Origin of the sequence: Oceanobacillus sp. FSL K6-2867, assembly GCF_037963145.1 — a bacterium.
In the GTDB taxonomy this organism is placed as follows: Bacteria; Bacillota; Bacilli; order Bacillales; family Amphibacillaceae; genus Oceanobacillus.
Window position 1 is genome coordinate 3,771,897 of the sequence record NZ_CP150144.1, and the last position, 13,060, is coordinate 3,784,956.

The 13,060-nt window shown below is 35.1% G+C and carries 12 protein-coding genes; 6 read left to right on the plus strand and 6 right to left on the minus strand.

From position 1 onward, the window contains the following. Positions 1 to 281: 281 nt before the first annotated feature. The 3 genes from NSQ77_RS18185 to NSQ77_RS18195 form a co-directional block, all read right to left on the minus strand. Positions 282 to 428: a hypothetical protein gene (locus NSQ77_RS18185; protein ID WP_339227482.1), complete on the minus strand. Its 147-nt coding sequence runs from the start codon at positions 426 to 428 to the stop codon at positions 282 to 284. A 61-nt stretch (positions 429 to 489) separates the two neighbouring features. Then, on the minus strand, positions 490 to 861 hold the full coding sequence (locus tag NSQ77_RS18190; RefSeq protein ID WP_339227483.1) for a M67 family metallopeptidase: 372 nt from the start codon (positions 859 to 861) through the stop codon (positions 490 to 492). Positions 862 to 902: 41 nt separating this feature from the next. After that, complete coding sequence (locus NSQ77_RS18195) at positions 903 to 1,994, minus strand: hypothetical protein (protein ID WP_339227484.1); 1,092 nt, start codon at positions 1,992 to 1,994, stop codon at positions 903 to 905. A gap of 298 nt (positions 1,995 to 2,292) precedes the next feature. Here NSQ77_RS18195 and NSQ77_RS18200 point away from each other — a divergent pair, with 298 nt between their 5' ends. The 5 genes from NSQ77_RS18200 to NSQ77_RS18220 all read left to right on the plus strand — a co-directional run bounded on the left by NSQ77_RS18200 (position 2,293) and on the right by NSQ77_RS18220 (position 7,925). Continuing rightward, the gene (locus NSQ77_RS18200; protein WP_339227485.1) at positions 2,293 to 2,985 is read left to right on the plus strand and encodes a hypothetical protein; all 693 of its coding nucleotides are present in this window, start codon (positions 2,293 to 2,295) and stop codon (positions 2,983 to 2,985) included. Between the two features lie 69 nt (positions 2,986 to 3,054). Continuing rightward, positions 3,055 to 3,624 carry a hypothetical protein gene (locus NSQ77_RS18205; RefSeq protein WP_339227486.1) on the plus strand — a complete coding sequence of 190 codons (570 nt, stop codon included), beginning with the start codon at positions 3,055 to 3,057 and terminating at the stop codon, positions 3,622 to 3,624. Then, positions 3,617 to 3,922, plus strand: a complete 306-nt coding sequence (locus NSQ77_RS18210; protein ID WP_339227487.1) for a hypothetical protein — start codon at positions 3,617 to 3,619, stop codon at positions 3,920 to 3,922. The genes NSQ77_RS18205 and NSQ77_RS18210 overlap by 8 nt, the downstream gene beginning before the upstream one ends. Positions 3,923 to 3,981: 59 nt before the next feature. Continuing rightward, positions 3,982 to 5,259, plus strand: a complete 1,278-nt coding sequence (locus tag NSQ77_RS18215) for a surface carbohydrate biosynthesis protein (protein WP_339227488.1) — start codon at positions 3,982 to 3,984, stop codon at positions 5,257 to 5,259. Positions 5,260 to 6,317: 1,058 nt separating this feature from the next. After that, the gene (locus NSQ77_RS18220; protein ID WP_339227489.1) at positions 6,318 to 7,925 is read left to right on the plus strand and encodes a M20/M25/M40 family metallo-hydrolase; all 1,608 of its coding nucleotides are present in this window, start codon (positions 6,318 to 6,320) and stop codon (positions 7,923 to 7,925) included. 163 nt (positions 7,926 to 8,088) lie between these two features. Here NSQ77_RS18220 and NSQ77_RS18225 read toward each other — a convergent pair whose 3' ends face one another. After that, positions 8,089 to 9,483: an FAD-linked oxidase C-terminal domain-containing protein gene (locus NSQ77_RS18225; RefSeq protein ID WP_339227490.1), complete on the minus strand. Its 1,395-nt coding sequence runs from the start codon at positions 9,481 to 9,483 to the stop codon at positions 8,089 to 8,091. Between the two features lie 242 nt (positions 9,484 to 9,725). On the opposite strand from NSQ77_RS18225, the gene tatA reads away from it, so the two are divergent. Next, positions 9,726 to 9,974: a twin-arginine translocase TatA/TatE family subunit gene (tatA, locus tag NSQ77_RS18230; RefSeq protein WP_339227491.1), complete on the plus strand. Its 249-nt coding sequence runs from the start codon at positions 9,726 to 9,728 to the stop codon at positions 9,972 to 9,974. Between the two features lie 65 nt (positions 9,975 to 10,039). Here tatA and NSQ77_RS18235 read toward each other — a convergent pair whose 3' ends face one another. Together NSQ77_RS18235 and NSQ77_RS18240 are read right to left on the minus strand one after the other, a co-directional pair. Next, positions 10,040 to 11,734, minus strand: coding sequence for an EAL domain-containing protein (locus NSQ77_RS18235; protein WP_339227492.1), 1,695 nt, complete (start codon positions 11,732 to 11,734; stop codon positions 10,040 to 10,042). A gap of 373 nt (positions 11,735 to 12,107) precedes the next feature. Continuing rightward, the gene (locus NSQ77_RS18240) at positions 12,108 to 12,776 is read right to left on the minus strand and encodes a peptidylprolyl isomerase (RefSeq protein ID WP_339227493.1); all 669 of its coding nucleotides are present in this window, start codon (positions 12,774 to 12,776) and stop codon (positions 12,108 to 12,110) included. Between the last annotated feature and the right edge of the window lie 284 nt (positions 12,777 to 13,060).

Genomic DNA, 13,060 nt, shown 5'->3' on the forward strand with positions numbered 1-13,060 from the left:
TTCGGCTTTTAGTATGTCTATTGGTAACTACCAAAAGTGCCTCACTTAAATATATTAGGAAGTACAGGAGGTTTTTTGGTTTATGATAGTTAGACTAAAGATGAGGCTTTCTTGGAAGGGTCTGAAATCCTAAGCAGTAGATAATCGATCTTATTTATTATCCAGACATTGATAATCAGCCCTTCGTTTAATAGCCTCAGATCTATATATTAACCACTAATAATCATATACAAGACCGTACAATTAATCCTATTCGGAGGGAAAAATAATGGTCTTCTTAATTACCTTATTTTCATGCAGCACCCACTTCTTCCACTTACTTCAATCGGTCTTCTTTTAATGGATGAGGAATCAATCACAATTGGCGTATTAGAAGGTTTTATCATTTTATGGTTGCTTTTTTGATTAATCATTTTTTTGGATCCCAAATTTATCAACTCCTTTTTTGTTATACTGCATTATAGTATATATGATGTAAAAAAGGTCGGGCTATAGCGATGGATTTATACAAAAAAGGCATTCTTCATAGCTGGGTTTTTCTATGTGATAACATTTTGTATTTGGAGGATTTAATTTATAGGAGATAATTACCATTTTTACTTTGCTATCCGGATGGTTAACAATATCATAAACTGAAGGAACAGGTACTGTAGTAGGGTGGGAGTGATAGACAGCTAGTACTTGCTCATTCAGTTTATTTATTTCCTGCATAGTTTTTTCGATTATTTTCTTTTCTACAAAAAAACGTCTGTCAGACTTTAGTTGATTTTTCAATGGCCAAATTGACTTTATATGACCTTCAGTACCAGATAATAAACCACATGCTTCGAAGGGTAAACATATTTTTCCATGTTCCACCATTTTAATATAACCAGTTTGAGGAATCGTTAACTTTTCGTCTGTCATTTTTTTTGAAAGAGAGAAAAAAACGAAGCAAATTCTTTTTTAGAATTGGATTGCTTTTCTTGGGACGTTGTTTCTTTCTCTCCATCTTCTTCGTTTGATGAAATTTCTTCAGCGGTGGTTTCTTGTGATGACTGCAATTCAGAATCGTTGAAAGGCTCATTCTGTTGTTTAATCGTGTTATTGGTAGTGGTTTCTAAATGATTCTCTACATCCATGAGATTGGCTTCATTTTTCTCCAAATATACATAGTTCCCAGAAAGAATTGGATTCTCACTATCCGTACTGAAAGAATCATTTTCATTCATATTGTTATTGTCTTTTTTTTTATCTTGATTATTGGATTTCGTCGTACGAGTAATGATATTTTTATTTAATTCATATTGATTATGGCGATAAGTCTTTTTCCCTTTACTCTTTTGACTATGATTTTGGCCATTTTTAGCAGAGTCAAATGAATGAACGGTTTGGTCTCTGTGCATGGTTTGAGATTGGGTAAAACCCCGAAAATTTGTTACATCATTTTTTTTTTGTGGTGCTTGCTCGATATATCTGGAAGAATCAAGCATGTTTTGTAGTTTTCTGTATTCCGATTGTTTGGGGGAATGTTGAATAGTTGTATTCTGTTTTTGATTGTTTGATTCAAAGTGTTCTTTTAATTGTAAAATTTCTCCTCTTAATCGATTAATTTCACTTTTTCCTTCAGCTATCATATTGTCTTGCTTTAAAATGACATGATTTATATGTTCAAGCAGATCGGTAAAACGCATTTGCTCAACCTTTACAATAACTTTATTGAAATCTTGCCTTAATTCCATTACTGAGTCATTTATGGAATTAATCTTTTCTGTAAGTTCTTTTTCCTGATGCTCATAATCTTCTATCTTACTTTGAAAATTATTTTCCATTATCTTCACATCTCCTTCAAGTTGAGAAAATTTCAACTTTAATTGATGAAAATCATTTTTAGTCTTAACGTAATCATCTATCATATCTCCAATTTTTAATGATTTGAGCGTATATTTGTAATATTCGAGTTCCTGATTCAACTTCTCAATCTCCTGCGTATTATACAATTCGTATTGCTCCACCATTAATCACCCTTTTACAGCACATTAATATACTATTGATGAAACACCAATACGTGACAAATGTGCAAAATTTATACGCTTTATTAAAAAAGTATTTATTATTCTAATCGTATGCGCCGTTTATTCTTTTAAGCAAAAAAAATCATGTTTGGTGTTGTGTTTGCACGGAGACCGAATTGATTATGATATTTTCCTTACTTAATATCATGAAATTCCGCTAAATCATTATACGGCTTGGTGCATTTGTTCATATGCTACGTATGAAAGAAAATAAACTTATTCGGAGGTGTTTGCAGCTATGCAAGCAGATAACTTAACAGGGGGTCAGGAACTCCTATGTATCAATACAGAAAAAGTATATGACTGGATTCTTAATGAGGCAACGTTTGATTTAAGTTTGGCTGATTTAGAATTACCAGTTAACCCTGCTACTGGTGCGCAGTTAGAGTGTGACGATATTGATATTGACACGGTGACTTGTACGGTTGCTCCTGCTGCCGTAGATCCTATTGTCATTTTGGATCGGGTGGATCAGCAATTCGTTATCGATGGAGCTCAGGTGACACTTCAACTGGTAAACATTCGTAAAAACTTTGAAGTAACCATCTTTGTAAATTTAATTCCAGAACTTGGAGGTGCAACAGTTGAAGTGGGTTCTGCCGAATTCACGCGTTGTGAACAAGTGATTCTTTGTGCGCCTGAAGGTACAGATGTGAATGTAACTTACACAGATTTAGATTGCTTTGTATGTACAGCTATTTGTGATACTACAACTACCGCCACTCCTGATGAACTCGATGTGACAGTTACTGTTCGTCTATGCCAAAGCATTCAATCTGTTTTTGATGTTACACTGGAGATTGTTGCTGACTTCTGTCAACCAAGGGATATACTTCCAATCCCTCCATGTCCTGCACCAACAATTCCACCACAATGCCCGGTTGTTTTCCCTAGTCAGCCTCAGCCTACTGTAAATGGTGATAATTGTTAAGTTCAAGCATAGAAATAAAGAGAGGAATTATTTCTCTCTTTATTTTTTTATTTGGAGGTGAATGTTTTCATGAATAGACCGAATGATGTTCGTGAAAAAATCGATAAGTGGCAAGAAATGAATACATCTTATCTAAAGGAAATAAAATCATTGGTAACTGAAACAAAAGCGTTAAAGGATTTTCAAATTATTAGCTATTTTACATACTCTGTAAATATATTTCATAAACCTGGTCTCGAGAACTACTGTCTAGGTTCTTTTCATATTCTGAATGTTGGAGGAAGACCACTTAATAATCCATACATTTGTATAAAAGTGTCGCAAGATTCCCCTTTTGAGTTTTCTGGAAAATATCTATACAAGGATTCTAAGCAGAAAATGAGATTAGCAAACGCTTGGGAACGAATAAACGATCCAATGGAAAAACAGGAGTATTGGCTGAAACCTGTTGAGAAAAATGTTCTTAACCCTTCTGAAACACTCTCTTTCCCAAATTTTCAAATGAAATGGCTTCCCGAACCTTCCTATGCAGGCAGTATAATGGGGTTCACTTATGGAGACGAGGCTGCAGAAGGAATTAATTCCCTAAATCAAATTAATATTAGTGGTACGATTATCGAGGAGGATTCACATGAGTAGTGATCACATCAATCCAGATCAACAAAAGATAATTAATCAGCTAATCGAACGCTATGGAAAGCAACTGCAGGATGACAAAGGCAATAAGGATAATAGTTTCGTATTTTTAGAAAAACATACACTGCAGAGGTTTATCACATTTATGATGATGATTTTGGATAAAGAGAATAGTTCAGATATAACAAGTGAGGAAGTTGAATCTCCGGACCTATCCGAACTTATAGCTTATCTTGATTTAATAATGGAAGACAATCAAAGGGCTTTTGAAGAGCTTATTCATTTATTAAAAGAAATTTAATTCCTGCAAATATATATAGTTGCAGAAATTATGCTTGAAGGTTACGAGGTGAATAAAAAATGAGCAACTTTAAAGGATGGTTATATCTTCCAGTCGAAATAAAGGTTAGAGAACTGGATGCTAAGTTACTTTTGGCATATTATGCTGCAAGAGAAGGTTATCGTGTCATTATAGGTGAACATAGAATGGTTGAGCTAGCCTCCAGAACGTATCCTAAAGGAATTTTCTTTTCAAAAGGTTATCCAGAAGGATTTAGAAAAAGGATTATTACGGAAGCAAAAAGCAATGGACATATTTTAGTTGAATTGGACGAGGAAGGACTGATTTTAAATAATACAACTCAATATATAGATGACAGAATGAGATTAGACATGCTTCATCTTGTAACCCAAGAATATTGCTGGGGGAAATTTCAAAAAGAAACAATTTCAAATGCTGCTCCGTCATTTGCAAGCAATTGTCATATTGTAGGTCATCCGAGGTTTGATCTATTAACACCTAAGTTTAAAGCTTTATTTAAAAAAGAGGTTGAACAGATAAAGAATAAGTATCAGGAATTTATTTTGATTAATACAAGATTTTCACTTTATAATTCAGTATCAGAGAAGAAAAATCAAAATACAGATGGGCTCACCTTGTACATTAAGCGTTTATATTATTATTTCCTGGATTTGGTTAAAGCAATGTGTGAGCGATTTCCGGATACAAATTTTATTGTAAGACCGCACCCAGGAGAAAGTGCAAATGCTTATCGAGAGGCATTTTCCAAGTATCATAATGTCCATGTAATTCATGAAGGTAATATAGTTAAATGGCTAATGGCAGCAAAAGTTATTGTTCAAAATGGCTGTACTTCCAGCATCGAAGCATTTCTAATTGGAAGACCAATTATTTCATATATACCAATAATCTCAGAAAAATATGATGTTGAATTTCCAAATGAGTTAGGGATTAAAGCAAGGAATACAAAAGAAGTTAATAGCCTATTAGAGAATATAATGAATAAACCATGGACTGAGCATAATTATGAACAACAAAGAAAAGAGAGTGAAAAGTATTTACATAAGTATTATAAAGCTCCGAATCAGGAGTTTTCATACGTTGAAATAATACGATTATTAGACACTATAAAACTTCCCCCATTTAGTGGAAACGTATCTTCACTGCAAAAAACATTTTATTTAAAGGAAAACAAGAAAGTAAAACATTTTTTCCCCTCACTAACCATATCAGAAATTATGCATTTTTTTACTGTCTTAAATGGAGTAGAAAAATTTAATTGTCTTTTTATTATTAAAAAGTTAGGAAAAAATTTATATGAAATATCCAAAAAATAAACCCTTAGTTTAGACGACGCTGCTTTTGCTTGCAAAATAATATTGATGAGAATTTTGATGTTTTTTTCTATACTTGTCCTTACTGTAACTTAGGCACATACCACCGCCTGTACCTTTACTCATTGTCGACATATACTATTTAGCGAATAAGAAAAGAGGTGTTAAGATGAGTAAAATTACTGCAAGGGCTCAAAAGGTTCGGACAAAGGGCTGTGGATGTGGATCAAGTCGAGCAGTAAAATCACGGAACCTAAATAGTACATCGAATACTAAAAGGGTACTAAATCGGCCAATTAAAGCTAGAAATTTAAGGTAGCTTCAGGTGTTACTATTTGAATAAATAACAAACCAATGGGGCTCCATTGGTTTGTTATTTTAGGATAAAGTTCTATTAAAAACGATTTTGATTTGTTTTATTAGATTCATATTATCACTTCGTATCCTGATCAATATCCACCCGATTTTTTACGGAATGCTTGATTTTTCAACTTTTTTCTTGTTTCTTTCCCCAGATATTTACCGCTTAAATATTACATTTTCTTGATCTGCAATTTCCTTAATTGACATATTGCAAAGGATATAGTATCTTACCTTTTCCTGTGCATTTATTTCTTTTCGAATTTGGTCAATTAAGCATATAGTTAAAATAGGTAGCCATGGGACCTTTATACGGCTCAAATGTCTCATATGCTTTCTATAAGGCGAAAAACCCTTGAGATTAAAAGTCTTCATTTTGTGATTTCGAATTTTTAACCGATTAAGTTAATAATGTATTTGCTTTTTATTATGGCTAAAAATTTCCTTGAAGTGATTTTTTTTCGCTATTTTTCAGAAATCATCTCCATTCTATATAAAACTCAACATATCGTCTTGTAACAACTTCATCGAAATGAAATATCTGTCTGGGGGTGTGAAAAGTAAAATTAATAGGCAGTTATATTATTTCAAAGAATTAAGATTAAAAGACCAGTGTACTAGATAAAGCATCGGCATGTTAGAATTATAAAAGAAAGCGTTATCATTTTTGGCTTGATATTGTGGGATTGGGGGATATAAAAATGCATGAATTTAAATGGGATGGTCCAGAAAAGCTGCGTGCATTATTAGGTGAAGTGGTAAGCTGGAAAAGCATGACTCTTTCGGAAGGGGAGCGGCAATTTCCTGCAAAGCTGCAGGCGAAACTTCAGGACCTGACGTATTTTCAAAAACACCCAGATCAATTAGCACTGCATGAGGCCGACTTAAGAAGGAAATTTTTAACAGCTTTATACAAACACCCTGAGGCAGAAGAAACAATTTGCCTTTTGAGTCATTTCGATACAGTTAACACAGAAGAGTATGGATCTCTAGAACCGTTAGCAACACAACCTGAGGAACTTACAAAAGTATTTTTGGAAAGTCAAGAAGGATTGCCAAAAGATGTAAAAAGGGATTTGCAGTCTGGTAATTATTTATTTGGCCGAGGGACGATGGATATGAAAATGGGGCTAGTCATGCATATGAGTTTAATAGAGAAAGCAACGATTGAAAAATGGCCAATTAATTTGCTGCTGTTAACTGTTCCTGATGAGGAAGTAAATTCTTCTGGTATGAGGCATGCAGTTCCAATTCTTTTGGAATTGCAAAAGCAGCATCAGCTCAGCTATAAATTATTTTTAAATAGTGAACCAGTTTTCACTCAAGAGCCAATGGATCGAGCGCATTACTTATATACGGGATCAATGGGCAAAATACTTGCTGCCGCTTTGTTTTATGGTAAGGAAACACATGCTGGTGAGCCGTTGAGCGGAATGACGTCCCCTTTTATTGCATCTTTTTTAACACAGGAAATGGAATGGAATGACCTATTTCAAGAGACCGCATTAGGTGAAACGACGCCACTTCCAGTTACGCTACAGCAAACAGATTTAAGGCTGCTTTATTCCACCCAAACACCTTACAGGTCTTCAGCGCTTTATAATATTTTTATGATGAAACGCGGTGCAAAAGATGTATTTGATCTTTTTGAAACAGTGGCTCAAACAGCTGCAAATAAATGTAACGAAGTTTATAAGGGAATTTGTAAGAAACAGAATGTGGAACCAATAGGGAAGGTAAAGGTCATTCGTTATAAGGATTTATTAAACTATGCGACGAAAAAGTTAGGGGAAGCATTTGTTAATGAGGTTAAGGCGGATATTCAGTATATGGAAGGCTGGGATGAGCGGGAAAAATCACTTCGTATAACTGATAAATTAATGCTCCAATGTCAGGAAATTGCTCCAGCAATTGTGATTCTTTTAGCACCACCATATTATCCTGCAGTTAATTCAACAGGCAATGAACTTATTGAAGCTTCAACGGCATTTGTAAGAAAGCTGGCAAAGGAGAAATTTAATTTACAGATTAAACGGATTCATTATTTTAATGGGCTTTGTGATTTAAGTTATGTCAGCTATACTGGTAACGAAAAGGGATGGCGTGCATTTGAGGAAAATACACCGGTATGGGGAGATAGCTATATGATTCCATTTGAAGAAATGCGCCAGCTAAATGCACCTGTATTAAATGTTGGCCCATTTGGCTATGATGCCCATAAACGTACAGAACGTCTGAATATAAAAAATGCTTTTGAAGAATTTCCTGTTATTATGGAAGCATTAATACATGAGATCAGCACAATGTAGTTTTGCTCCTCAGCATATTCCTTTTTAGGCTGCATACGTTATTTTTTTAGACGTGCTTGGTTGCTTTGTAATAAGAATAAGAGGGATGTACCCAATTTATTTGGTACGCACCTCTTATTTTTGAATAAAAAAAGTTATTCTGTTGTTGTGTTTATAATTATTATTATAGCTTATTAGTTTTTACCTTTAACACTTTATTCGGATTAAGTATACCGTTTGGATCGAGCGCAAGCTTAATTGTTTCCATAACTTTTAGTGCCTCTCCATGCTCTTTTTCTTGATACTTGACTTTCCCAGCTCCGACACCGTGTTCGCCTGTACATGTTCCTCCACGAACTAAAGCATATTCTACGATTTGTTCATTGAGCTCTTCTGTTTTTTGGACTTCCAGGGGATTATTCATATCGATCATTAGAATAATATGATAGTTTCCATCGCCAACATGGCCAGTAATTCCACCTGGAAGTCCAAGCTGGTCAACAACTTTTCTTGCATGATGGATTGCCCCAGCCAGCTCTGAAATTGGCAGACAGACATCAGTTACCATCATTTTTCTTCCTGGATATCCGTGTACAAAAGAATATGCAAGATTATGTCTTGCTTCCCAAAGCTTATTGCGTGCAGCTGTGTCGTTTTCAAATTGCATCCCTAGACAATAGTAGTCTTGAAATATTTCTTCGGTAAAGGCAACATCCTGTTTTAAACCCGCTTCATTACCATGGAATTCAAGAAATAAGGTTGGCACTTCTTCATAGTTCGTATCACTAAATTGATTTACCTGTTTTATTGAAGTTTCATCAACGATTTCTATTCTTCCCATCGGGATACCTGCTTGCAAAACAGCAACTACTGCTTGGATTGCATCATCAATAGTTTGGAAGGTTGCACGTGCTGCAGTGATAAATTCTGGGATGCCAAACACTTTTAATGTTAATTCTGTAATACAGCCAAGAGTTCCTTCAGAACCAACAAAAATACCATTTAAATGGTAGCCGGACGAGGACTTAGCAGCAAGCGTGCCACTATGGATGATTGTGCCATCTGCAAGTACAATTTCCATATCACGAACATTGTCCCGCATTGTACCATATCGAACCGATAGTGTACCACTTGCATTTGTTGCTGCCATCCCGCCAATTGTCGCATCTGCGCCAGGATCTACAGGGAAAAATAGACCGTATTTCTTCAATTCGTTGTTCAGTTGGGTACGTGTTACGCCGGGTCCAACTTTTACAAGAAAGTCATTTTCCTGTACTTCTATAATATTGTTCATTAATGAGAAGTCAATGGTTATTCCTTGTTCATATGGGATGACATGACCTTCCAGACTGGAACCCATCCCAAATGGGTATACAGGTATTCGATTCTCGTTCGCTAGCATAATGATTGTACGAACTTGCTCGGTTGTTTCGGGGAAAATTACCACATTTGGCTTACTGGGTGTGTGGTAGGACTCATCCTTACTGTGTAATTCAAGAACAGTTTCGTTAGTGGTGATCTGATTTTTTCGCAGGGTTTTATGTAATTCAGAAATGATGGCTGTTAATCTTTGATTCAAGAAAATACCCTCCTCTTAAAAAATGTTTTTATATGAAGTATATCTGATCTATTATTTAAAGTCTATGAAGGTTGCGTATTTTCATTCAATTTAAATGATATATTGCCGTTTTTCATTTTATTTACAAGTTACGACTGGATGGTTTTCTGCTGTATTTTTCAGGGATTAAATGAAAAGCAGCATAATAGGATTTAATTTTTAAATAGAAAGGAGTATAATCGAATAGTATGGGGGTGACATAGATGGGTATTGCAAATATCGGAATTCCAGGTTTAATCCTAATTGTAATTCTTGCCTTAATTATTTTCGGACCGAAAAAATTACCGGAAATCGGTAAGGCCGCTGGACAAACGTTGCGCGAATTTAAAAGTTCTGCTAATAATTTGATTGATGATGAAGATTCGGATGAGGATAAAAAGAAAAATAATGATAAAGATAGTGATGAAGATAAAGATAATGAACTAAAAAAAGAGGATTCAAACAAAGCATAAAAAGTAAAGTGCCAGAATCAACATATTAATTCTGGCACTTTTTTATTTAGGCTGGACATGAGCAATTAGCCTAAATGGCTAAATAATTCCGTGATTTGACGATCACCTATAGGTTTACTGAAATAATAGCCTTGTCCTTCATGGCATTTTTGCTTTTTTAGATAATTAAGCTGGTCTTCACTTTCAATACCTTCAGCAATCACTCGGAAGTTTAAATTCTTACCCATGCTAATGATTGTATTGGCAATGATTTCGCCGTCTCTGTCCAAATCATCAATAAAGGATTTGTCAATTTTGAGTGTATCGATTGGCAGGCGCTTTAAATAGCTCAAGGAGGAGTAACCAGTACCAAAGTCGTCGATGGAGACGTTAACACCTAGTTCCTTTAATTTATTAATCGTTCTTGAAGATGTCTCAATATCAAGAATAGTTCTTTCCGTTATCTCGATTTCCAAGTAAGATGCGTCTAATAGTGACTCGTTTAAAATTACCTGGAGATCATAAATGAATTGTTTATCCTTAAATTGCATTGGTGAAACATTGACACAAACACGCTGCAGCAGGATACCTTGTTCCTGCCACACTTTCATTTGACTGCAGACTGTGGCCAGTATCCATTTACCAACCGGGACAATCAGACCGTTTTCCTCCAGAACAGGGATGAACTCGTTTGGCGGGACAAATCCCAGTTTTCTATTATGCCAGCGCAGCAATGCTTCCACACCAACAATTTTATTGTTTTTGAGATTGACAATCGGTTGGTAGAGAACTTTAAATTCATTTCGTTCAAGTGCCACTTTTGATTCTAAGTCTAATTGGTAGATCCGCTCATGCAAAATATTTTGCTCTTCTGTATTAAAGCAGTATTGGTTACCACCATTTCTTTTAGCGTGGTACATCGCTGTATCAGCTTGTTTCATTAAAGATTCTATAAAAGTATAGCCAGAACAATCTTTTGAAATGTAGACTTGTCTGCTAATTCCGATACTTGCAGACGCAGATATCTGATGATCGCCGATTTGATAGGGTAGGTGGGTTTGTTTCAGAATATTTGCTGCTAATGTTTGTACAGCATGATCTGGAAGATTATTTAAAATAATGATAAATTCATCCCCGCCCTGCCGTGCGATAAAGTCTGAATTTGTTAAAAAACTTTTTAGACGATTGGCGACCATTTTAAGTATAATGTCACCAGTATCATGACCGAAATGATCATTAATGGCCTTAAAACGATCTAAGTCAAGATACAGTACAGTCACAACTTCTTGCGGCTGTATTAATTGATTTTCAACCCATTTCCGGAAATGATTTCGGTTTGGAAGCTTTGTAACAGGGTCTGTATAGCCGGTATCCTCCATATACGCTTCATATTCTTTTCGTTTTGTAATGTCATGGCGAACTGAAATATATTGATATGGTGTACCTTCAGGCGTTAAAAATGGAACGATGGTGGTGTCTACCCAATAATAAGTTCCATCCCTAGCTTTATTCTTAATTTCACCTCTCCACACATTTCCCTCACAAATCGTTTCCCATAAATCTTTAAAAAAAGAGCTCGGATGAAAACCTGAATTAATGATATTATGATTTCTGCCAATTAATTCTGCTTCATTGTATTTTGATATATCGCAAAACTTATCATTTACATATGTAATGATTCCTTTATTATCAGTTATGGCAACAATTGATGATGCATCGAGGGCAAATTTAATATCTTTAAGCTTTTGATATAATTTATCTAGCTCCATGTTATGGTTCATTTTACTACCTCTCTTGAAACTGATTCTATAATTTATACTATTATTATACTAGGTTTGTATCTTTATAGCTATGAATAAAAGGTAAATATAAGTATAAAGACTTGCTGATAAAGTGCTATTGGATGATTTAGACAGACTATAAACTGGGGGGAAGCAGAATGTTTAATTTTAAAATAAAACGATGCCAAAGAATAAGGAGACAATAGAAATAGACTTGGCAGAAAGGAGGCATAGATGAGCCCCGAAGTGTGATCGTACAAGGAGCTCACCAGCCGGTCACTTAATGCGCAAAGTATTTTGCCGAAACACGGCCATTGCACCAATTATGTTTGGATTCCAATTGCTAAACAGACTTGTGTTACTGTCTCAACATTTAATCATTTATTTTTTGTGGGGCCGGATAGTTATGACCTTTTGTATCAACCATAATTGTTTTTATTCGTTGATCTTCCAATGGCTTATCCAATTCATCTCTCTCAGCGGCCACAATTTTATCTACCACTTCTATACCTTCTATTACTTTACCAAATGCGGCATAGTCCCCATCAAGGTGTGGTGCTTTGTCTACCATAATAAAAAACTGGGACCCAGCTGAATCAGGATTACTCGATCTTGCCATCGAAAGCACGCCGCGATTATGCTCTAATTCATTTTCAAATCCATTTGAAAGAAACTCACCTGGAATTGAATAATCCGGACCACCAGTGCCAATTCCATCAGGGTCTCCCCCCTGAATCATAAAACCTGGTAAAACCCGGTGGAAAATTAATTCATTATAAAAACCATCTTCAATTAATGCAATAAAGTTTGCAACTGTATTTGGCGCGATTTCTGGATATAGCTCAGCAATGATTTGCTCGTCATTTTCCATTGTAATTGTAACAATGGGATTTTCTTTTATTGTAGAGTTGTTTGCTTGTCCGTTAGCTGTATTTTCTTGCTCCTTTTCTGTTTCATTTCCGCATGCTGTAAGTATTAGAGTAAAAACCATCGTGATGCTAATAAAGAAAAATAACTTCAATTTTGTTTTTGGCCTACACATTTTAATCCCCCTTACTTAAAAATAGATGAATATAGTATAGCACGCGATTAAATTGCATTAAAAATACAATAAGTCCTATATTTTTGAATTTTAATAATTGCATTGTTGGAAACGCACTGAAGTTTATAATTTTTTAAATTGTAAAGAGATGATTTGGATATGAGAGGTGATTTGTATGTACTTCATTAGGACAACCGCCCAAAAAAAGAGACTGAGACATCACTAAAGTGTTTAACGTACAGGACGAACAATGCGAAAGAAATATACAAGACTCCTGCGGGAGG